Origin of the sequence: Dryocola mayonis (assembly GCF_051307045.1) — a bacterium.
In the GTDB taxonomy this organism is placed as follows: Bacteria; Pseudomonadota; Gammaproteobacteria; order Enterobacterales; family Enterobacteriaceae; genus Dryocola.
In genome coordinates this window covers 509,345-529,522 of sequence record NZ_CP150452.1, presented here as the reverse complement: position 1 = coordinate 529,522, position 20,178 = coordinate 509,345, and the positions used below count along the sequence as shown (strand labels likewise).

General features: G+C 44.7%; 23 protein-coding genes, 1 tRNA gene and 1 pseudogene. 11 read left to right on the top strand and 14 right to left on the bottom strand.

Annotated elements, in window-relative coordinates:
• Positions 1–176 precede the first annotated feature (176 nt).
• Positions 177–770, top strand: coding sequence for a TetR/AcrR family transcriptional regulator (locus WLO32_RS02580; RefSeq protein WP_435947080.1), 594 nt, complete (start codon positions 177–179; stop codon positions 768–770).
• Between the two features lie 278 nt (positions 771–1,048).
• Here WLO32_RS02580 and WLO32_RS02575 read toward each other — a convergent pair whose 3' ends face one another.
• The 5 genes from WLO32_RS02575 to WLO32_RS02555 all read right to left on the bottom strand — a co-directional run bounded on the left by WLO32_RS02575 (position 1,049) and on the right by WLO32_RS02555 (position 4,261).
• The gene (locus tag WLO32_RS02575; protein ID WP_435947079.1) at positions 1,049–1,561 is read right to left on the bottom strand and encodes a lysozyme inhibitor LprI family protein; all 513 of its coding nucleotides are present in this window, start codon (positions 1,559–1,561) and stop codon (positions 1,049–1,051) included.
• A gap of 181 nt (positions 1,562–1,742) precedes the next feature.
• Complete coding sequence (locus WLO32_RS02570; protein WP_435947078.1) at positions 1,743–2,000, bottom strand: colicin E3-like toxin immunity protein; 258 nt, start codon at positions 1,998–2,000, stop codon at positions 1,743–1,745.
• Positions 2,001–2,008: 8 nt separating this feature from the next.
• Positions 2,009–2,914, bottom strand: coding sequence for an S-type pyocin domain-containing protein (locus tag WLO32_RS02565; RefSeq protein ID WP_435947077.1), 906 nt, complete (start codon positions 2,912–2,914; stop codon positions 2,009–2,011).
• The gene (locus tag WLO32_RS02560; RefSeq protein WP_435947076.1) at positions 2,871–3,584 is read right to left on the bottom strand and encodes a PAAR domain-containing protein; all 714 of its coding nucleotides are present in this window, start codon (positions 3,582–3,584) and stop codon (positions 2,871–2,873) included. Before WLO32_RS02560 ends, WLO32_RS02565 begins: the two co-directional genes overlap by 44 nt.
• Before the next feature lie 416 nt (positions 3,585–4,000).
• A complete protein-coding gene (locus WLO32_RS02555; protein ID WP_435947075.1) occupies positions 4,001–4,261 on the bottom strand; it encodes a helix-turn-helix domain-containing protein in 261 nt (86 codons plus the stop codon).
• Positions 4,262–4,387: 126 nt separating this feature from the next.
• Between WLO32_RS02555 and WLO32_RS02550 the strand changes: the two are divergent.
• The 3 genes and pseudogenes from WLO32_RS02550 (at position 4,388) to WLO32_RS02540 (ending at position 6,768) form a co-directional block, all read left to right on the top strand.
• Positions 4,388–4,637 (top strand): annotated as a pseudogene (locus WLO32_RS02550) (helix-turn-helix transcriptional regulator).
• 251 nt (positions 4,638–4,888) lie between these two features.
• Positions 4,889–5,881 carry a DGQHR domain-containing protein gene (locus tag WLO32_RS02545; RefSeq protein WP_435947074.1) on the top strand — a complete coding sequence of 331 codons (993 nt, stop codon included), beginning with the start codon at positions 4,889–4,891 and terminating at the stop codon, positions 5,879–5,881.
• Positions 5,878–6,768, top strand: a complete 891-nt coding sequence (locus WLO32_RS02540; protein ID WP_435947073.1) for a hypothetical protein — start codon at positions 5,878–5,880, stop codon at positions 6,766–6,768. Before WLO32_RS02545 ends, WLO32_RS02540 begins: the two co-directional genes overlap by 4 nt.
• Before the next feature lie 133 nt (positions 6,769–6,901).
• Here WLO32_RS02540 and WLO32_RS02535 read toward each other — a convergent pair whose 3' ends face one another.
• Positions 6,902–7,612, bottom strand: coding sequence for a restriction endonuclease (locus WLO32_RS02535; protein ID WP_435947072.1), 711 nt, complete (start codon positions 7,610–7,612; stop codon positions 6,902–6,904).
• The gene (gene dndA / locus WLO32_RS02530) at positions 7,609–8,733 is read right to left on the bottom strand and encodes a cysteine desulfurase DndA (protein ID WP_435947071.1); all 1,125 of its coding nucleotides are present in this window, start codon (positions 8,731–8,733) and stop codon (positions 7,609–7,611) included. Before dndA ends, WLO32_RS02535 begins: the two co-directional genes overlap by 4 nt.
• Positions 8,734–9,154: 421 nt before the next feature.
• On the opposite strand from dndA, the gene WLO32_RS02525 reads away from it, so the two are divergent.
• The 5 genes from WLO32_RS02525 to WLO32_RS02505 are packed head-to-tail and all read left to right on the top strand — an operon-like array spanning position 9,155 to position 13,144.
• The gene (locus tag WLO32_RS02525; RefSeq protein ID WP_435947070.1) at positions 9,155–9,772 is read left to right on the top strand and encodes a phosphoadenosine phosphosulfate reductase domain-containing protein; all 618 of its coding nucleotides are present in this window, start codon (positions 9,155–9,157) and stop codon (positions 9,770–9,772) included.
• On the top strand, positions 9,738–10,811 hold the full coding sequence (gene dndC, locus WLO32_RS02520) for a DNA phosphorothioation system sulfurtransferase DndC (RefSeq protein ID WP_435947069.1): 1,074 nt from the start codon (positions 9,738–9,740) through the stop codon (positions 10,809–10,811). Before WLO32_RS02525 ends, dndC begins: the two co-directional genes overlap by 35 nt.
• Before the next feature lie 2 nt (positions 10,812–10,813).
• Positions 10,814–12,790 (top strand): DNA sulfur modification protein DndD, encoded by a 1,977-nt coding sequence (gene dndD / locus WLO32_RS02515; protein WP_435947068.1) that lies wholly within the window; start codon positions 10,814–10,816, stop codon positions 12,788–12,790.
• Complete coding sequence (locus tag WLO32_RS02510; RefSeq protein WP_435947067.1) at positions 12,787–12,912, top strand: DndE family protein; 126 nt, start codon at positions 12,787–12,789, stop codon at positions 12,910–12,912. The genes dndD and WLO32_RS02510 overlap by 4 nt, the downstream gene beginning before the upstream one ends.
• Positions 12,860–13,144 carry a DndE family protein gene (locus tag WLO32_RS02505; RefSeq protein ID WP_435947066.1) on the top strand — a complete coding sequence of 95 codons (285 nt, stop codon included), beginning with the start codon at positions 12,860–12,862 and terminating at the stop codon, positions 13,142–13,144. The genes WLO32_RS02510 and WLO32_RS02505 overlap by 53 nt, the downstream gene beginning before the upstream one ends.
• 18 nt (positions 13,145–13,162) lie before the next feature.
• Here the strand turns inward: WLO32_RS02505 and WLO32_RS02500 are convergent, their stop codons facing one another.
• The 6 genes from WLO32_RS02500 to WLO32_RS02475 form a co-directional block, all read right to left on the bottom strand.
• Complete coding sequence (locus WLO32_RS02500) at positions 13,163–13,585, bottom strand: hypothetical protein (RefSeq protein WP_435947065.1); 423 nt, start codon at positions 13,583–13,585, stop codon at positions 13,163–13,165.
• Entirely contained in the window at positions 13,569–13,988 is a 420-nt protein-coding gene (locus WLO32_RS02495) for a hypothetical protein (protein WP_435947064.1), read from the bottom strand. The genes WLO32_RS02500 and WLO32_RS02495 overlap by 17 nt, the downstream gene beginning before the upstream one ends.
• 1 nt (position 13,989) lies before the next feature.
• A complete protein-coding gene (locus tag WLO32_RS02490) occupies positions 13,990–14,163 on the bottom strand; it encodes a hypothetical protein (RefSeq protein ID WP_435947063.1) in 174 nt (57 codons plus the stop codon).
• A complete protein-coding gene (locus WLO32_RS02485; protein WP_435947062.1) occupies positions 14,135–15,073 on the bottom strand; it encodes a hypothetical protein in 939 nt (312 codons plus the stop codon). Before WLO32_RS02485 ends, WLO32_RS02490 begins: the two co-directional genes overlap by 29 nt.
• A gap of 258 nt (positions 15,074–15,331) precedes the next feature.
• A tRNA-Leu gene (locus WLO32_RS02480) sits at positions 15,332–15,416 on the bottom strand.
• Positions 15,417–15,518: 102 nt separating this feature from the next.
• Entirely contained in the window at positions 15,519–16,421 is a 903-nt protein-coding gene (locus tag WLO32_RS02475; protein ID WP_435947061.1) for a LysR family transcriptional regulator, read from the bottom strand.
• Positions 16,422–16,507: 86 nt separating this feature from the next.
• Between WLO32_RS02475 and WLO32_RS02470 the strand changes: the two genes are divergently transcribed.
• Both WLO32_RS02470 and ahr read left to right on the top strand, forming a co-directional pair.
• Positions 16,508–17,287, top strand: coding sequence for an NAD(P)H-dependent oxidoreductase (locus WLO32_RS02470; RefSeq protein ID WP_435947060.1), 780 nt, complete (start codon positions 16,508–16,510; stop codon positions 17,285–17,287).
• Between the two features lie 73 nt (positions 17,288–17,360).
• Positions 17,361–18,380: an NADPH-dependent aldehyde reductase Ahr gene (gene ahr / locus WLO32_RS02465; protein WP_435947059.1), complete on the top strand. Its 1,020-nt coding sequence runs from the start codon at positions 17,361–17,363 to the stop codon at positions 18,378–18,380.
• A 93-nt stretch (positions 18,381–18,473) separates the two neighbouring features.
• Here ahr and WLO32_RS02460 read toward each other — a convergent pair whose 3' ends face one another.
• On the bottom strand, positions 18,474–20,114 hold the full coding sequence (locus tag WLO32_RS02460; RefSeq protein ID WP_435947058.1) for a dihydroxyacetone kinase subunit DhaK: 1,641 nt from the start codon (positions 20,112–20,114) through the stop codon (positions 18,474–18,476).
• Positions 20,115–20,178 lie beyond the last annotated feature (64 nt).

Below are 20,178 nucleotides of genomic sequence, written 5' to 3'. Positions count from 1 at the left end.
ACGTTCATTCGAATAACGGACGTAAAGAGAGTAGTATTCCTGCAAGCTAAACCGGTAAAGCGTCGATAGCGAAAATCGCAGCTTATTGGTTGACCAGACAAGCGCAAAACGGAGGGTAGGCGTTCGCCGCCCATCTGGTTACACTGCTGTTTTCAACGCCAAAACGGGTCAACCTGATGGATAACATGATTACCGAACCCTTGCCGACGCGTATGCGGATCCTGCGCGCGGCCAGGCAGTGCTTTGCGGAGAATGGTTTTCACAGCGCCTCGATGAAGACGATCTGCAGGGCCTGCGAAATGAGCCCCGGCACCCTGTATCACCACTTTACGTCCAAAGAGGCGTTGATTGAGGCGATTATCCTTGAGGACCAGGAAAGAGCCCTCACCCACTTTCGCGATCCGCTGGAAGGCGTAGGGCTGGTGGACTACCTGGTGGACTCGATGATTGCGGTGACTAAAGAGGACTACGCCCAGCGTGCGCTGGTGGTGGAAATCATGGCCGAAGGGATGCGTAACCCGCTGGTCGCGGAAATGCTGAAAAACAAATATCACACTATTACCGGCTCCCTTATCGAACGCTTTACGGAGGCGCAAAAGAAAGGGGAAATTGGCGCGGAGATAAATAAAGAGATAGCGGCCAGAATGCTGCTGGCCATTACCTACGGCATTTTGTCGGACAGCGAAGCGGCGGAAAACGCCCGGCACGCAACCTTTGCGGATACCTTCAGGAATCTGATTAAAGGCTTACTGAGCGTGCCGCAGAACTGATATTTACGGTGCGGTGGCCTGCGCCACCGCCAGGCGTATTTATACCCACTAAAAGCGCGGCGTCAGCAAATCCTCAATCAGCAGGTTAAGCAGTTCTGAATCGCCGGCGATATGCTGCGGCCGGGTCGCGATAAGTTTTCAGCCGTTGAGCGTTCAATCAGATACGGCGGCAGCGGCTTTCAGCGTTGTATTTCATCGCTGCGGGATGTCTCGCAAAGCGGGAGAAAAATGAGGCGGACGTCTGTTGTAATGCAGGCCAGCTTAAAATATAAGTCGCCCTACTGCCTTTGCGCCCTTAAAACTTCAAGCTCTTTAATTCTTCCGTTATTCAGATTAATTTTGCATTGCATAAGCAAGGGATAATGGTTTTGCGCATTTTCACTTATTTGTGAGGTAGCCAGATCGCAAAAAAGATCGCGATGCTTCACCCAGTTTTGCCGATCCTCCACCAGTTTCTTTTCGTTGTCGGATACAACAGAAGAGTTTTCATCCTGATAATCAACGTTAGCGGCTAACCACTCTTCAGACTGCACAAGAGCCTTCGTGGCGTTAAACAAGGAAGCCAAACGCTGTTCAGATGCTGACAATTTATCCTCAAGACATCGAATGTAGAAAGAATATTCTTTTGTCTCCTTTTGACAAAGGTCGATTTCCTTGCCTGAAATCAAAGGATGCTGCGAGCAAAAAGCATTTGTTATCGGGAAAAGTAAGCAGATAACTATCGATACCGGCAAAACCATTTCGACAAAATACGATTTATCAGGTTTGCTTACTGGAAAGATACCAAACATATTGTCATCCTTTAATCCTGTTTAAGTTCTTATCAAACCTTCCCATTAAAGAATACAGGCGGTTCATGGGAATTAACCACGCCTGCACTGTCCGGCATCCAGATGATGAGATCCGAACCAGCAGAATGACCGGTAAGCGGCTTAAAAGCAGCCTGAGGCTCAACGCCCCTCATACAAATGGTTACCATGTATCTCTATAATCGAAAGCCACAAAGTAATCATAGGAAGTCAGATCAATTATATGGTTAAAATATGGCTGTAAACTGCTAACCCACTCCCTCTTTACTTCAAATACCCCATTGTTTACGATTCCTTTTGTGGGCATATTGAGTTCCTCCGTCATGATTCCCGCATCGTTACCGAAATCGGCAGAATATTCTTTTCCAGCACCAAGTTCTGTTGACTTATCGAACCATTGTAATCTTATTTTTAAACCCATATTTTCTCTCACAGGTAGCGTTTAATATTTCTGCCTTTCACAGCAGGCTTCACTTTTTCGCCCGTTTTGTGGTTTATAGAACCAAGATGTTCCCCATCACTGGCCTGATACGCTTCCAATTCGCCATGCTGCGAATCCCATTCATATATTCGTCGCCCTTTGGAGTCAAACCAGCGTTCTCGCTTACCTCCCCCGCGTTGCTTAGGCGTTTTTGGCTTAGCTTCTGTTAGCCCTGAAATACCTGTGATTTCCTCTGTTGACGGTGCAGAGTGGTAGTCGTGCCCGTCCGGCGGTAAACCACTTCGTGCTTTGCTCAGATAAATATAAATCGGCGGAATATCAGGCAGAGGCAGGATAATAATGTAGTCTGCGAATCCCTTCTCTTCCGCCGCCGGGCTGGTCGTGCTTTCAATACTGGTATTTTCGGACAGCGGATCAACAATTACCGGGTCCGGCAGTACCGGAAGATCCTGATTCCCGGTATTCGAGGGTACGTTCACACCCGAACTGTCCGGCGTCCAGATGATGACAATCGGCTCGTCTTCTTCGGTGGTGAAGGTGTACGCCTGGCGGGTTTCATCCCACTCCATCTTGCGCACCCGCACCATGTCGCTGCCCGGCGGCGTATGCCAGCCACGCGGCGCCAGGTTTCCTTTGTCGTCGCTTTCCCACGTAAAGCGTACCCGGCTCGGAGCCTGCCGCATCTGCTCGGCACGCATGCGGTCGATAAAATCCTGCTCGCCGTCGTTGAGCCTGCCGGGCATCATGCCGACCAGCAGTCCGGCAACCGGGGCCCCCACGCCGCCCGCTGCAATGCTGGCTGAACGAGCCGCCCATGTACCATAGGTAACCGCCCGTCCGGCTAACAGCTCAAGAACGCTTGCTCCTGCCGTGGGCCGTTTGCGCTCTGGCAACGCCGGCAGCGGCAGCCGTTGCTGCCTGATAATCCATGTCCTCGTTATCGCCAGACCACCACTTATAAAGGGCGCTGCGCTTCTTCGGTTCTGGTGTGCCGGCAGACGTCGGCGTTTTTTTCTTTGTCGACTGCGCGCGCTGCGCAGTTTCTGCATTAGTCGCAGGATCAGCCGCGGGGGCGGCCCGGAAGAAAGCCATCTCAGCGAAATTGGTATGCGGTTCACGCTGGTCGCCCGCATCGTTGCAACCCTCACCGCGCAGGCAGGATTTAGCGAAAACGCGGTCAGCAGTCTGTTGCTCTTCGGTCTGCCGGGCGGCCAGTATGGTGCCCTGCTTTTCCTGCGCTACGTGTACCCGTGGCGAGCCAGAACCCATTCCCTGACCAAGCGGGGCGATAACTTTGTTAGTACCCGGCGGACAACCGCAAAGAACTTCGGAACCATCCACGGCGGACGCAATGCCGTGCCAGGTTAGCCGGTTCTCCCCTGAAATAATCTTCCCGGGCTGACCACACCGCGGGCACGGAGAGGTTTTATCGCCCACGCGAAGTATCATCAGCCCGGACTCGATACAGTTTGGAACGCTGCCGTAGCAGGTTGCGCCGGTCGTGGTTTTATCCCCGTGCAGCGCCTGCCCGCGCCCGTAGCAGTCCGTGCGATAGCCGCCCATCCGTTATCCCTCCCGGCTGGCAGGGAAATCTTCAGCTATCGGTACATTCATGCGGGTACTGGTAATCACATCGCCGTTAGCCTGCGCTGCCAGTCCCCCAGGGATGAAATCGTTGTGGTATTGCCTGCCCATAAAAGTCCTTTTAGTGGTTAGGATAAGAAAAGCGTCCAGGTTGTGGGTGAATGTCAATTGAGGAAGCAAACGCCGCCACAGAAATAGTTATAACAGTATTTTTATTTATTAATCAATTAGTTGAATATGTAACGGGTTGGGGTAATGGTGGGGTTTGAACGGTTATACAGATACTAATGGAGCCAATGCGGTGAGACTGACAAATGAGAAGAAGATCGAAGGGGAAGTTTGAATTTGTAGTAAAAGAGGCATCACTTTTTCAGCGTGATGCCTTAAAGGACGGTTCATCTATTCATGCAACGAATTAATTTCTTTCTGTCGAGCAGATTACCTTCCTGGTCGAAATATCTGCTGGGCCATATTTCTGAGGGTTCCATACCCAATGCATTTGCGATAAGAAATTCACCCTTTGGCCAGGGGCGAGAGAGTGCGTTAGCCAGCGTAGACGAACTCAGCCCAGACTCACGAGACAAAGCTGCTAGTGACGAATTACGTTTTTTCAATTGCGCAATGATATCAGCCGGATGCATATCAGTTCTGTTCATCTCGTTCACTCCTTTGCGTTAAATCAACAGTTCAAATTTGCACCACAAATACTAAGTAATACTTAGTACATTTTCAACTATCAGATACCAGAATCGTGATTCTGTTTCCAGACTTACAGGATCATCATGCTGCCGCACCGTTTAAAAGAAGCGCGTCTCAGAGCGGGTTTGTCACAACAGAAATTAGGTATTCTTGCGGGCATTGATGAAGCAACGGCCAGCGCACGGATGAACCAGTATGAGCGCGGCATTCACACGCCAGATTTTGCATTGGCCCTGCAAGCTGGCGGAAGTGCTTAAGATCCCGGCCTGTTACTTTTATACGGTTGAAGATGATTTGGCTGAGGTTGTGGCGGGTTGGTATAGTAAGCAATAAAGAAAAAAAAGAGACTTATGCTACTGTAAAAATAATTATTTGCAATGTTTTAAAATAAACTTTACGGCTTCAAGCTAGTAACAGAAAAATAAATTAGGGAGTAGACCCAAATGACATATAAAACGCTCATAAAGGTATTTAAATACCCCTACGGAAAATATATGGAACCAATTTTCCCACAAAACTAGCCCGAAGGAAAATGAGCATTTTTTCCATTATTTTTTTCTTTAATGATAATAGTGAGTTATAACATGAGCATAATAAAAACGTTGGCTTTTGATATTGGTGTAGGTGATACCAAATGTTTTGTGACCGTTTTAAAAGCAAAAAAACTCTTCAAAATCAGTTCAGTTTCAAGAGCACATGAAGATCCAGAATCAGGATATCAGAGGTTATTAAATTTAAAGCGAGCAAAAGACATTGCTGGTTATTTAAACGATGGAAACATTATTCCCGGATCCATAATACTTAGTGCACAAAACGGTTGCGCTATTAAATATGATAACAAATCACATGAACTTGAAATAAATGTTACAAATGGAAATCTTTTTGTTATAGATGGTCAGCATAGGCTCTATGGTGCAAGCCTTGCTGAGCAAGATGTTTCACTTCCTGTATGTATATTTACGGAACTCGACATACAGCAAGAAGTTCAATATTTTTTAGACGTCAATTCAAATCAAAAAGGAGTACCAAAAACTTTAAGAATTGAATTATTAAAATTCCTGTCAGAGCCTGAATCAAAAGATGCTATTAGAAACAAATTATTAAAAGAGCTAGGGGAGGACCTCTCCTCGCCATTATATGGCAAAATATCGACAACTGTTTCAGTGTCAGGAAAATTATCGCATGTACCATTCAAAGCTGCATTAGATCCATTGTTAGAAGGCGATGTACTGAGTAATTTTAACTATGAGCAGAAAAAGATTCTATTATTAAATTACTTAACGGCAGTTGAGAAAGTATTAGAAAATATTGATGGCGGTGAAAATAAAATTGCTAACGCGGCTTTTTTTCAAGCTATTTTTAAAGTTTTTGAAAAAGCATGTAATATGGCTCTAACTTTTAATAAAAGCTATTCAACTGACTCATTTTATAATGTACTGGATGGCTTATCTAAGTTAGATCTTGATAATAACAATGGGACTAATCAACAAGCAATTACTAACCTTGCATCAGAAATGTCTAAGCTATTGGATATCCATAGTAAAACTCTGGGTGTTCCGGGGGATTTACTTCTATGATCCATGAAGAATTAGCACGCCATACCTTAAAAAGGATAAATTCTCTCAGCTTATCTCCGGATATAGGAGAAAAGTATTATTTCAAAGATACAATAAAAAGTAGTTTAGTCGAGGACATCGGATTATGTGAAGTTCATTTATTATTAGATAAAACAATAACAATTGAAATGAATTGCGATGATTATAAACAAGCATTATTTGCAGATTTTCATTTTGGAAAAAACAGAATTGATGAACAAATAAAAAACGTTAATTTTCTTTTAAAATCCAATGCCCAGCCTGCTTGGGTACTAATTTCTGTTTATTATGCTTGTTTTTTTATGGCTAATGAAATATCTAAACTCTTTTGCAATTACATCATTAACTTTGATAAAAATGAATATTCTTCGCTACTAAATTCGGCGAAAGAAACCATCTCTAACGATATTAAAAACGATGACAATAATAGCTTTAGAATACGCGTTAACGAAGCGGATTATGAGAACAAAGTAAAACTAACCTTAAGGAGATGTGAACCGAAACCACATTATGAAGTGTGGAAAAATCTGAATAATATAATTGGAGAATTAGTTGTACCTGAAATTTTAAATCATTACAAGATGCTTTTAAGAAATATATGTGGTCATCATAAATCCGCATGGAAATTGCCAAGCACAATTAGAAACGAATGGAATTATAAATACTCTAATTATTATGGAGAAAAGGGTTATGAATTAGCGAAGACATTTTTAACGCTTATTAAAAATCATGATTCAGCGATGAAATGGGCCGGTAACCGCGCGTTAAAAGCTCATGAAGAAAATAACGTTGCAAGTATTGCATACTTATATCATTGTTTATTAAAAACAATAGAACTTATAGCTAGGAAAGTATGCCTAAAAGATTGAATCATTTAATTTGAAATAATTATCCTCTAACTTTTGAGTAGGATCATTCCCACAACAGATCCTGCTCAAAATCATAAATTTCAACAAGTTCTCTCTGTACACCAATTCTCTTATCAATCATAAAATCAGCAAGCTATTCTCCATCAATAAGAACAATAGGTATACATGCTGGTTTAAATGAAACATCCTCTGCTTCTTTGGTGTATGAACTAGTTGTCATATATATTTTTTGTTCAAAATCTCCTGTGATATCTCCTCGAAACGCTGAAATGGAATTTCTACCTATTTTATTTTCAGCAGCATATTTTTTGCACTGGACTACAACTCTCATGCTCGCAGAGCCAATCTTCAAACGGCCAGTAACGTCGATGCCACCATCACGTCCTTTTCTTGTAAGTTTCATCTCCAGAAAACCATATTTTGCCAAAAAAATACGACAAAAATCCTCAAATTTATCGGGCGTAAGAGCACGTAAACTCGCGATAATTTCCTTTTTAACTTTATGACGCTGCTTGGCTGCAAGCTCATGAATCTCTTGAATAGATCTTTCTACATCTTCTGCTTTAATCTCTTCCTCTACATTCGATGTTTCTGTGTTAGAACCAATTAATTCGTACCTACCATCTATAAGTTTTCTAAAATATTTAATCTGGTACATATAGCTTATGGCTTTATTTTTGCAATGGCGTTCTAATGTAACCCGTAGAACCGATTTAGGATCTTTAGCACCAAATTCATAAAACCCATACTGAACAATAATTTCGTAAATTTCGAATACAATAGCAGAACGCCCTAATAATTGCAGAGCTCTGATAGCAGCATCTACTATAGTTCTTGATATCACAATAATCTCTGTATTTTCTCAGCAATAGCTTGTAAAGGAATATCTTGATTCATATAACACCATGAAATTCTTATTGCGCCCTCAATCCGTTCTTCATTGTATCCCATAGCTTCAAGCACATGACTTGCATTATAATTTTGAGATGTGCATGCTGAACCATTAGAAATGGCAATAACTCCTTTTAGAGCTACCATTGCAGCTTCAGAATTAATTGTAGGGATTGAGACGTTTAAAACATGGCTTGCAGTATTTTCGCCATTCACACTCGCCCCAAAAGAAAGAAACAACTCAAGAAGAGATTTCTTAATTTCTTCACATTTCCTTTGCCATTCTAAATGATGCTTTTCTGCTTCTGCACAAGCCAGCCCAAGTCCTGCAATAAGTGCTACAGGTAGAGTTCCAGGGCGTAACCCTTTTTCTTGTCCTCCACCAAACATTAAGGGCTCAAGAGGCACTCTAGCAAACCCTCTTCTTCTAACTATCAATGCACCTATACCTTTTGGCGCATATAGTTTATGTCCGCTGACACTTAGCATATCAATACGAGAATTCGTTAATGCCTCTGGATATTTTCCGAATCCCTGAGCCGCATCAATATGAAAATAAGTATTATGCTCTTCAAGAACAGAGCAAATATCCTCAATGGGCTGAATTGAACCTGTTTCATTATTTATATGCATAATTGAAACTAGAATTGTATCATCTCTAAGTGCATTTTTAACATCTTGTGGATTAACAATCCCAGTTTCATCAACTTTCAAATATGTCACTTCAAAACCATTTTTTTCTAGATATTGAAACGGTTCCAATACAGCTTTATGCTCAATACTTGTAGTTATTATGTGCTTTTTAGCCAGTTTATTGGCTTCTGCTCTTAGACCAAGAATTGCTATGTTATTACTCTCTGTGGCTCCGCTAGTGAAAAAAACTTCGCTTTTATCTGCCGCAGCTAACGAAGCAATTTGTGCCCTGGCTTTTTCTATAGCCTGTTTTGCGACCAATCCAAACTCATGCGTGCGACTCCCTGCGTTCCCAAACTCTTCACGGAGATAATGAGTTACAAGGTCAGCTACGGCTGGTGACATAGGAGTGGTAGCATTGCAATCCAAATAGACTGTCATTCAATATGACCCGCTGTGAATTAGTGGCTTCAGTAACTATATGCTGACATAGCCCTATCGCTACATCAAGGCGACTCATGGCAAAAACAAGAGCAAAAAACCTGTATAGACATCTAGTGTTTTTTACCTGCTCAGCTATTGACGCCATCTGCCAGAACCTTAAGATACCTATCATGAGTGAAACGTCGAGCGATCAATGTGTCCATACAAGGTTTGAGGGTAAGTGGACTCTATGTTATGTGCGACCGTACGTTTTCAATCCGCAACAAAACAGGCCCCTTCAGCCAAGAGACAAAAGTCGCCATCAATTGTACAGTTAGACGTTGCCTCCAACCGCTTTCCAAGTGATACACCGAACTCAGATGCCGTTCCAGCATTGAGCCAAGCGCTTTCGAAATCTAAGTTTAAACAAAGGTAGAAAATGACAGTTCAAAATCATCAACCAGCAAGTTCAGCCTTTGACAAAGATGGGTTCAGAGAGACTATCGAGAAGATCGTTGAACAAACTAAAGATCTCTATCTTAGCGATGATATTCCGTGGGTGATTGGCTACAGCGGTGGCAAAGACTCGACTGCGATTCTCCAGCTTGTATGGCAAGCACTTTCAGAACTAGCAGCAGAAAAAAAAGCTCACAAAAAAGTGCATGTGATCAGTACAGATACGCTTGTCGAAAACCCTATTGTTGCACTATGGGTTACTCGTTCTCTCAAACAGATGGAAGCTGCAGTAAACGAACAAGATATCCCCTTAACTCCACATCGTCTCACACCGGCTGTTAATGATCGTTTTTGGGTGAACTTGATCGGCCGAGGTTACCCGGCACCTCGATATAAATTTAGATGGTGTACCGATCGTTTGAAGATAAGCCCTTCAAATAACTTTATTAAAGGTGTTGTGCAAAAAAATGGCGAAGCCATTTTGGTCTTAGGTACGCGTAAAGCTGAGAGCAATGCGCGCGCGACAACGATGGAAGTTTACGAAAACAGGGCAGATAACACTCGTCGTGCCGCAGGCCCTGTCTGTAAACAAAGAGCTTGATCGAGTATGGGTCTATACACCAATTTCTGATTGGAGTAACGACGATGTCTGGCAATATCTTATGCAGGTTAAAAATCCATGGGGTTTCAAAAATCAAGAGCTGTTAACAATGTATCAAGGCGCCACAGCAGACGGTGAGTGTCCTCTGGTCGTAGATAAATCAACACCTAGCTGCGGTGATAGTCGCTTTGGCTGTTATGTTTGCACCATGGTTGGTGAAGACAAATCCATGTCCGCAATGATACAAAACGATAGTGAAAAAGAGTGGATGTATCCTCTTCTGGCTCTAAGAAACGAAATTGATATTAATGATTCCAATAAAGAAAAAAAATCGCTAAAAATACAGGCAGATAAAGATCGACGTGATTTTCGCCGTATGAATGGTAGCTTGACCGTTCATATTAATGAATATGGAGCAGATCTGGTTAGAGGGCCTTATCGTCAGCACTTCCGTGAACATATGTTACGTAAAGTGCTTGAGGCTCAAGTACAAGTACAACAACTTGGTCCCGAAGAAGTTAGAGATCTTGAACTTCTGACAATAGAAGATCTAGAAGCTATAAGAGAACTATGGGTTAATAGTAAAAATGAGGTTGAAGATAGTGTTCCTGTTATATACCAATCTGTCATGAATAAACCCTATCCGGGAGCTAAACAGAAAAAGCATCCAATTTTAAACCATGATATCATGCAAAAACTGAAGGAAAAATGTGCTGAGTACGATGATCTCGACGGCCTAAAATATGAGCAAGTAAGGGATTTACTTACAATAGCAGATAAGCATAAAAATATGATTCGCCGTTCAAAGCTTTTTGAGCAACTTGAAAATGCTTTAGATAAAACCGCATTCAATAATATATCTGAAGCTCGTCACTTTGCACTAGAGAAACGCTTTAACGAAAATAAATATAAGATGCAAGATCCAAGTGTGGATGATGAAGAGAAAAGAAAATTAGTATGGGAAATCGAAAAAATAGAAGAATCAATTACCAACTATAAACATTTACAACTTGAGCAGATCGATATACAAGAGATTTAATTATGATTTTTGAAGAGGTCAATTTATATAATTTTGGCATTTATCAAGGCCATCATCAAATATGTCTTGATAGCCCAAGCTACGAAAAGCCGATTATATTAATAGGTGCGCTTAATGGTGCCGGTAAAACAACGTTTTTAGATGCATTACAATTAGCCTTATATGGAAAATTTGCGAAATGCTCTAATAGAGGGCGTTTAGCCTATCACACCTATTTAGAAAAAAACATTAACTCTTTTTCCCAAGATAGGGCTGCCTATATATCATTAAGGTTTCGTCATGGGGATAGTTCCAATAATCCTCAAGTATACGAAATTAAAAGATCGTGGATAAAGGAATCCTCTAAAGAATGTAAAGAACGTATTACTGTATCATTCAATGGAAAAAATGATCAGCTCCTAAGCGATCATTGGGATGATTTTGTTAACGAATTTATTCCCCAGTCCATTTCTGAGCTTTTTTTCTTTGATGGCGAAAAAATTGAAAATTTAGCAGATCCTAAAAGGTCGGCAGAATTACTTAAAACAGGCATAGAAGCACTTCTTGGCTTAGAAATGCTTTCGAAATTATCATCAGATTTGAAAGTGCTAAAAAGAAAAAAACAGGAAAATCAACTTAAAAAAATTGATTTTGAAGAAATTGAAATGTTAAAAAAAGAATTAACGATACTTAATCAGGAAAAAAACAATTTAAAAGAAGCCCTTCAGCAAAAATATGTACAAGAACATGAAGAGACGGAACTGTTGGAAAATGTTCGACAAAAACTTCTGACAAGTGGCGCAGATAAGCTTTCCCTGAAAGAAAGATACGAGCATGATAAAAAGATCAACTTGCAGAAGCAATTTGAAGTAACTCATGAATTACAAAAGTTAGTTTCATCAGCATTACCTCTGGCTCTAATTCCTGAGTTGCTTGCTAGCACCTCAAATCAGCTTCATATTGAGAAAAATGCTCAGATATTTAAAAGTGCTAATAAGCTACTTGAACAACAAAAAAATGAGATTCTAAATATTTTAGCTAGCGAATTTGGCACAAAAAAATCTCTATCTAGCATTAAGAAAAAGATTGAAAAACTAGAAATTGAAAAAGAAGACAAGTATAAAACTGATTGTTACATCAATATTGATCCGGTTTATTTTGATGGGCTTAATGAAAAATTATCTTGTGAAAAAAATAATGCTAAACAATTAGTGCAAACAAAACATCAGCTTAAAGATGAGCTGATTTTTATTGAAAGTAACATAAATACAATACCTAGTTTTGATGCTGTCAAAGATTTATTGTCCAATAGCGCGGTTAGAGAATCTAATCTGGATAAGACCAGAAATGATATTAATAATTTAAATAAAGAAATCGTGGAATTGGACGATAAGATAAAAACTTTAGAGAATAAGTATAATTCCGTTCTTTTAAGAAATAACTCTGTTCATTTTGAGCAAAAAAGGCAGAATCAGATTATTAGCCATATCGATGTCTTAAATGATATAGTTAATTCATTCAATGAAGAACTTGTTAAAGAAAACATCTCTAAACTTGAAAGAAATATAAAATCAAAATTTGACTTATTGAAAAGAAAAGATAGTTTAATTAGTAAGTTAAATATTGACCCCATTGATTACACCATTACTTTATTTACAACAAATAGAGATACTATTACCCCTGACAGGCTTTCCGCTGGTGAGAGACAGTTATTTGCCATTGCTATTTTATGGGGTCTCGCGGATAGCTCTGGTAAAGAGTTACCAACTATTATTGATACTCCAATGGGTCGATTGGACGGACAACATCGAAATCGTTTGATTGAAAAATACTTCCCCAATGCCGCTTCACAAGTAATCTTACTTTCTACAGATGAAGAGATATATGGTAAATATTATAAAGATATAAGACCTTATCTAGCTCAAGAATATAGTATAAGTTATGATGAATTCCGAAAAACGTCTTATTTTGAGAAAGGATATTTAGAGGTTGCAAGATGAGTATTGATAATGTCCGATTATCAGAAAAAGCAAAACAACAACTTATAACACTTAAGCGCAGGACAGGCATTGAAAATTGGAATGTGCTTTGTCGTTGGGGCCCTTTGCCTATCATTAGCTGAAAAGTCACTTCCGCCTCACGAAGATATTATTACTGACAGTTCTGTTGAGATGACATGGAAGACTTTCGGTGGAGAACATTCAGAAATTTATACGGCTGTGCTTAGGCAACGATTTTATAAAGATTATGGTAAAAATACCAATTTCAACTATTATTTTAAATTGCATTTACATAGAGGTATATCTTATTTGCTCAATAAAGTTGATAATATAGAGGACATTTTTTCTTTATAATATTAAAACTGGTATACCTTATTTTAAGTTTGTACCAGTTTTAAATTTTTCGGAAGATATAGCATTAGCAACCCACTCTACTACCTCTTGAGCTGAGTATTTTTTTGATAAACATGCAGCAATTTCTCTCGCATATCTAATTTTAATAGTTCTTGATCTTGCATAGGATATCGCGGATTTACTTAGCTCATTATTAGTGAAAAAATGGTATACAACTTCAAGAGCTAAAGAGTGCTCTTTTACGTTTATTTTTTTAAGATGCTGAGACAAAATATCCTTTCTTATAATCTGATCCCAATAATTTGCATGTTCATAAATCACCATTTCTTTTCCTATGGAACTGCTAGCTTTTTTCACCTGTGCTAATACTACTTGGCAATTATAATCAGAATTTTTATTCTTTGCTATTAGATCAACACCACCATCATTGGGGGCCGTCATTCACAACCACCATATAGTTCCCGTCAGATATTAAAGCAAGACCAGAGATTAATAATAATTGCTTTGGCTCGGCTTCGATAATATATTTTTCTATCGTTTTGAATTCATCCCATTTTATTTCGGTACTATAGTTAATATGATTAAATGATTGAATACTTCCAGTATCTTCATTTCTCGAATATGGACAATCAACCCCAGCAGATTCAAAGTAAGTTTGTACATCATCAAAAATATCTTCCAAACGTGAAATTAATTTTATGGCAAGATCGTCCGCTTTTAATTTTTCGAATGAATATTCTGAAATCAGAAAACGTTTAAACTCTGATATGAGAGTGAAGGTTGGGGTATGAACCCCTAACCCACATAGGTGATTTTTAAACATAGCCAAGAAATTATTGGACATTTTATTCAATCATACCAAGGAATTTATGGATAGATTCTTTAATATCTTCAAGCTGCTTTTTTGCATCTGCTAAATATTTAGCAGGAATATGCTCGATAGCTTTTTTTGCACGATCTAATTCATTTTTCCAATCATATTCCTTACTTTCATCTGCTCGGGCCAGTTGCCTGTTCAATGGTAATTTCAAATTGGTCAATTTGTGAAATAAGATCGTCTCTATTTTTACTTATTAAATTACCAAGCATTCTAACATGTCGTGAGTCATGCAATCTTCTAGGGGATTCATTAGAATTTTCACGATCTTCATCTTTCGATATCCAGCTACAAAATTGTTTGAAGTTATCAGGTTCCTCAAATAGATACTTCTCATCATTCCATTTCATCCATTTTCTAACATCTTTATTTTTATGAGCTTCCTCAAAAAGAGTAAAATAATCATTCTGGGCTTTATTCGAAAACTCAGAATCTTCTTTCATTTGTTGCAATCCTCTATAGCCGCGATATAAGCGTCCAACAGCGATCGCACTTAAACCAAATTGCTTACCAACACTTGTAAAATCTTGATCTTCATTTTCAATGAGTTCACTAACAAGTTTAGCTCTTTGAGTCGGAGACCAATCTTTTATTCCAGAAATATGTCTGATGCCTTGAAGCATCCAAGAAATATTATTTCTATCACCTTTATAGATCAACACTTCAATATTTTCTAAGCTTTTATTTAATGCTGTGTAATAACTTTCAGTTAATTTATCGTCAAGTTCTACAGAATTACTATCAATTTGATGTCTAATACTTTTTATGGATGCGAGCCTTCTATTCCCTTCAAGTGCATAATAGTTTTCTGTATCACCAATTTGTTTGACAACAATTCTATCCATTGGCAAAAAACCATTAGCAATTATACTGTTGACCAAATCATTTACGTTATAATCCTTTATAGCTTTTAAAGCTTCATCTTGTATCTTCTTTTCAGTATATCTTGCTAACGGTATTTTTTTGTTTTTTTCAAAAAACCTAGGGTTATTAGGATCCAAATAAAGGTTATCAACTGGAATTTTAGCAACTTCGAGTTCATCATTATACATTTGTTACATCCTTATCTAAATTAATATAATAGCACTCAGCATAAAAACAATATTCATTATAATGATAACCTTACCATACAAAACATTACATATAATAGCAATTAGTTTTTCTAAGCGACAACTTAAGAAATTAAATTTTTATGATCCACATCTATTAAAGATGTTTCACTGTTTAAAAGAAAAAGCTAATAAACGTTTGATATCTTGTAAAAAGGACACAAAAAAAGCCACCCGAAGGTAGCCTGATTTGCATAACGATGGTGCCGAAGGCCGGACTCGAACCGGCACGTATTTCTACGGTTGATTTTGAATCAACTGCGTCTACCGATTTCGCCACTTCGGCACGAAGAGGTATGCGGAAAACGTTGTGGATTATACCTGTAGTGTGTCGCCGTGCAAGCAACTCCGCTTGTAAGTGGTACTGAGTGCTGAAATTTTCAGCGCATCATTCGCCTGAAATCCCCGCCCGAATAAACTCCCTTAGCCAGCGGTGCGCCGGGTCGCGATGCACGCGCTCGGGCCAGAACATCGCCATCTCAAAGCCCGGCAGCTCGACCGGCGGCGGCAGGACGATCAGCGTCGGGTTCGCCGTCGCTAACCTTGCCGGCAGCATCGCAACCAGGTCGCTGCTTTCCAGCACCGCTTTCATAAACAGGAAGTGCGGCACCGAAAGCACCACGCGGCGGGACAGGCCTCTGCCCGCCAGAATTTCATCGGTAATGCCCTGAAAGCCGCCGCCGGTGGGCGAGACGATAACCTGCTCCAGCTCGCAGAACGCTTCCGGGGTGAGCGGCTGCCGCAGCCGTGGATGGTTCGCCCTTCCTGCCAGCACATACTTTTCGCTAAACAGCGCCTGCTGGCGTAGCCCCTGCGCGCCTTCGTCGCCGGTGTGAAAAACCAGGTCAACGCCTTCCTGCACCGTCTGCTGCGCCAGGCGCTGCGGGGCGTGTTCAACCATCGCCATTCGCGTAGCCGGAGCCTGCCGACGCAGCTCCGCCATCAGCGGCAGTAAGATGGCGGATTCGCTGTAGTCCGAGGCGGCCACGCGCCAGGTATGGGCGTCCCGCTGCGGGTCGAAGGGCGCGGCGGGCGCAATCGCCTGTTCCAGCGCCGCCAGCGCCTGCCGCAAAGGTTCGCGCAGCGCTTCGGCTCTTGCCGTAGGCTGCATGCCGCGCGGGCCGGGCAGCAGAAGCGGGTCGGCAAATATTTCCCGCAGCTTCGCAAGGTGCACGCTTATCGACGGCTGCGAAAAATGCAGCCGTTCGGCGGTACGGGTGACGTTTTGCTCCTTCAGCAGGGCGTCCAGCGTCAGCAGCAGGTTGAGGTCGATGCGGCGAAGATTACTCATCTTAATACCTGGTATAGTAGCTATTCATTTCAACTATACCTCGCGGCGGCCTATCCTGCTGTTATCCATTACCAGCAGGAGCGCCCATGAATATCTTAATCGTTTACGCCCATCCGGAACCGCAGTCGCTTAACGGCTCGCTGAAAGATTTTACCGTTGAGCGCCTGAGCAACGCCGGGCACCACGTGGAAGTCTCAGACCTCTACGCCATGAACTGGAAAGCAGCGCTGGACCAGTACGACAGCGCAGACTTCGACGCGCGGCAGCGTTTCGATCCCTCTTCCGCCTCGCTTCACGCCTTTGAGCACGGGCTGCAAAGCGCCGACATCGCCGCCGAACAGCAAAAGCTCGACCGCGCCGATATGCTGATCCTGCAGTTCCCGCTGTGGTGGTTCTCCATGCCCGCCATCATGAAAGGCTGGGTAGACCGGGTGTACGCCTGCGGCTTTGCCTATGGCGTCGGCGAACATTCGGACAGCCACTGGGGTGACCGCTACGGCGAGGGAAGAATGGCCGACAAGCGGGCGATGCTTATCGTGACGGCGGGCGGCTGGGCGTCGCACTACGGGCCGCGCGGGGTGAACGGCCCGATTGACGATCTGCTGTTTCCCATCCAGCACGGCATGCTGTGGTATCCGGGGTTCGCGGTGCTGCCGCCGTTTGTGGTGTATCGCACCGGCCGGGTGGACGAGCAAAAGTACGCTCGGCTTTGCGATGAGCTAGGAAAGCGGCTGGACACACTGGAGCAGACACAGCCCATCGCCTGGCACCGGCAAAACGGCGGGGCCTACACCATTCCGGAGCTGACGCTGCGTGAAGATATCGCCCCGGGCGAAGAGGGTTTTGCTATCCATAAGGTGCTCTGACCGGCGCGCCCCGCTGCCGTGCGCCGGGAATTGCTCTACACTGGTTGGCTGAGCCAACACAGAGGAAAAGCTGATGTCCATTATAAAAAGTTACGCCGCGCAGCAGGCCGGCGCAGAGCTTGAGCTTTATGAATACGACGCGGGCGAACTGCTGCCGGAAGACGTTGAGGTCAAAGTCGAATACTGCGGCATCTGCCATTCCGACCTGTCGATGATCGACAACGAATGGGGCTTCTCGCAGTATCCGCTGGTGCCGGGGCACGAGGTGGTTGGCCGCGTGCATGCCCTGGGCAGCGCGGCGCAGAACAAAGGCCTGAAGGTGGGCCAGCGCGTGGGCATCGGCTGGACGGCGCGCAGCTGCGGGCACTGCGACGCCTGCATCAGCGGCAACCAGATTAACTGCCAGCAGGGCAGCGTGCCGACAATCGCCAACCGCGGCGGCTTTGCCGATAAAATCCGCGCCGACTGGCAGTGGGTTATCCCTCTGCCGGAATCCATCGATATCGAATCCGCCGGCCCGCTGCTGTGCGGCGGCATCACCGTCTTTAAACCGCTGCTGATGCATCACGTTACGGCCACCAGCCGCGTGGGCGTGATCGGCATCGGCGGCCTCGGGCATATCGCCATCAAGCTGCTGCACGCCATGGGCTGCGAGGTCACCGCGTTCAGCTCCAACCCGTCCAAGGAGCAGGAAATCCTGAAGATGGGCGCGGATAAAGTGGTTAACAGCCGCGACCCGCAGGCGCTGACGGCGCTCGCCGGGCAGTTCGATCTCATCATTAATACCGTCAACGTCGATCTGGACTGGCTGCCGTACTTCGAAGCGCTGGCTTACGGCGGCAAGTTCCACACCGTCGGCGCGGTGATGAAACCCTTCGCCGTTCCGGCGTTCAAGCTGATTGCCGGCGACCGCAGCATTACCGGTTCGGCTACGGGCTCCCCGCACGAGCTGCGCACGCTGATGAAGCTTGCCGGACGCGCGAAGGTCGCGCCGCAGACCGAGCTGTTCCCGATGTCGAAAATCAACGAGGCTATCCAGCACGTGCGCGACGGCAAGGCCCGCTACCGCGTGGTGTTAAAGGCTGATTTTTGATGTGAAAAAGGCCCCGTAAAGGGGCCTTTAGTATCGGATGTTTTAACGTCGGATGTTTTAACGTCGGATGGCGCTGCGCTTATCCGACCTACGTTATTTGACCAGTGCGGTAAAGACTTCAGCTACGGCGACCGCGCCCGGATCTTTCACTCCGTCCAGGTTGCCGCTGTTAACGTACGACGAGCGGCCCGCGTTGGCTTTTTGCATCTGCGCCGTCGCGTCTGCGCCTTTGCGTGCCGCTTGCGCCGCGGCGTTCAGATTTTTATCCCTTAAGGCTTCCAGCGCCGGCTGCAGGGCGTCGATCAGCGTGCGATCGCCCAGATCCGCGCCGCCGTAGCGCTTCATCTGCTCCAGGCCAAACAGCAGCGCTTCCGGCAGCGGCTTTTTCTCGCCCACTTTCTGCCCGGCCGCGGTAAAGAAGATCGACATCAGCACGCCGCTTGAACCGCCCATCACCGTCGCCAGCCTGTCGCCCACCAGCTCCAGCAGGGCAGCCGGATCGTTGAGCGGCAGCTTGCCGCTGTCGTTAAGCTGCGCGATATCCCTCGCCCCTTCGGCGAAGGTGGAGCCGGTATCGCCGTCGCCCACTTTCGCATCCAGCGCGTTCAGGTGGTTTTCCTGCTCGATAAGGGTTTTCGCCACGCTCGCCACCAGCGCTTTCGCGGCGGCGTTGTCGGACGGGGTGATTTCCACGTCGCGGCGCAGCAGGCTGTGCTTCTGCGTGGGCATTGCGTGGCATTTCACCATCGGCTGCCAGCCTGCGGTTTCCACCTCGGCCTGCAGCGCCCTGGTAAAGTCGTCGTTCAGAGTAATGGCCGAAAGCGAAAAGCCTTTCATATCCAGCGCGCTCACCAGCGGCGCCGGGCCAATCAGGTAGTCGAGCTGATCTTTAAGGTCGGAGTGCGCCAGCTCTCTGGTCAGCAGCGCCATCTCCAGCGACGACACGCCGCCCAGGTTGTTAATCAGCACCGCAAGTTTTGCCTCCGCGCCGGTTTTTTGACGCAGGTGTTTGACCAGCGTGGCGATAATTTCTTTGCTGTTCTGCGTGTCTATAGTGCTGGCGCCCGGCTCGCCGTGAATGCCCAGCCCCAGCTCGACGTGGCCGCCTTTAATGCGCCCTTCTTCATCGTCGCTGCCCGGCAGGTTGCAGGTCTGCATCGCCACGCCCATGCTGGCGACGCTGTCGCAGGCCTGCTGAGCGATGGCTTTTACGTCGCTCAGGGATTTGCCCTGCTCTGCGGCGAAGCCCGCAATTTTGTGTACCAGCGCCGTGCCGGCAATGCCGCGCGGCTGTTTGTTATCCGGCAGCGAGATATCGTCGCCGACGATCACCATCTCGACCTTCAGGCCGTGCTTTTTGGCTTTTTCCGCGGCGAGGCCGAAGTTCAGGCGGTCGCCGGTGTAGTTTTTCACAATCAGCAGGCAGCCGCGGTCGCCGGTTACCGCCACGATGGCGTTGAGCACCGCGTCCACGCTTGGCGAAGCGAAGAGGTCGCCGCACACCGCGGCGGTGAGCATGCCTTTGCCCACAAACCCCACGTGCGCGGGCTCATGGCCGGAACCGCCGCCGGAGATAATGGCGACTTTGCTTTTATCCCAATCGTTACGTACCACTACGCGGATGGCGGGATCTATTTCAAGGCGCGTCAGATTGCGGTAGCGGGAGCTGATGATAACGCCTTCGATGGCGTCGTTGACCAGCTGTTTGCGGTCGTTAAAGAAGAATCTGGACATAGGTTCCTTAAAATCTGAAAAACGTATGCAAAGCATAGTTCTTACTTCGGGAGTCGCCGCAAAC

Coding starts and splice junctions, on each gene's coding strand:
- ahr (WP_435947059.1), top strand. CDS start 17,361: ATGTCCATTATAAAAAGTTACGCCGCGCAGCAGGCCGGCGCAGAGCTT.
- WLO32_RS02540 (WP_435947073.1), top strand. CDS start 5,878: ATGATCCATGAAGAATTAGCACGCCATACCTTAAAAAGGATAAATTCT.
- WLO32_RS02500 (WP_435947065.1), bottom strand. CDS start 13,585: ATGACGGCCCCCAATGATGGTGGTGTTGATCTAATAGCAAAGAATAAA.
- dndA (WP_435947071.1), bottom strand. CDS start 8,733: ATGACAGTCTATTTGGATTGCAATGCTACCACTCCTATGTCACCAGCC.
- WLO32_RS02495 (WP_435947064.1), bottom strand. CDS start 13,988: ATGTCCAATAATTTCTTGGCTATGTTTAAAAATCACCTATGTGGGTTA.
- WLO32_RS02475 (WP_435947061.1), bottom strand. CDS start 16,421: ATGAGTAATCTTCGCCGCATCGACCTCAACCTGCTGCTGACGCTGGAC.
- WLO32_RS02460 (WP_435947058.1), bottom strand. CDS start 20,114: ATGTCCAGATTCTTCTTTAACGACCGCAAACAGCTGGTCAACGACGCC.
- WLO32_RS02470 (WP_435947060.1), top strand. CDS start 16,508: ATGAATATCTTAATCGTTTACGCCCATCCGGAACCGCAGTCGCTTAAC.
- WLO32_RS02570 (WP_435947078.1), bottom strand. CDS start 2,000: ATGGGTTTAAAAATAAGATTACAATGGTTCGATAAGTCAACAGAACTT.
- WLO32_RS02510 (WP_435947067.1), top strand. CDS start 12,787: ATGAGTATTGATAATGTCCGATTATCAGAAAAAGCAAAACAACAACTT.
- WLO32_RS02485 (WP_435947062.1), bottom strand. CDS start 15,073: ATGTATAATGATGAACTCGAAGTTGCTAAAATTCCAGTTGATAACCTT.
- WLO32_RS02580 (WP_435947080.1), top strand. CDS start 177: ATGGATAACATGATTACCGAACCCTTGCCGACGCGTATGCGGATCCTG.
- WLO32_RS02560 (WP_435947076.1), bottom strand. CDS start 3,584: ATGGGCGGCTATCGCACGGACTGCTACGGGCGCGGGCAGGCGCTGCAC.
- WLO32_RS02555 (WP_435947075.1), bottom strand. CDS start 4,261: ATGAACAGAACTGATATGCATCCGGCTGATATCATTGCGCAATTGAAA.
- WLO32_RS02525 (WP_435947070.1), top strand. CDS start 9,155: ATGACAGTTCAAAATCATCAACCAGCAAGTTCAGCCTTTGACAAAGAT.
- WLO32_RS02575 (WP_435947079.1), bottom strand. CDS start 1,561: ATGTTTGGTATCTTTCCAGTAAGCAAACCTGATAAATCGTATTTTGTC.
- dndD (WP_435947068.1), top strand. CDS start 10,814: ATGATTTTTGAAGAGGTCAATTTATATAATTTTGGCATTTATCAAGGC.
- WLO32_RS02545 (WP_435947074.1), top strand. CDS start 4,889: ATGAGCATAATAAAAACGTTGGCTTTTGATATTGGTGTAGGTGATACC.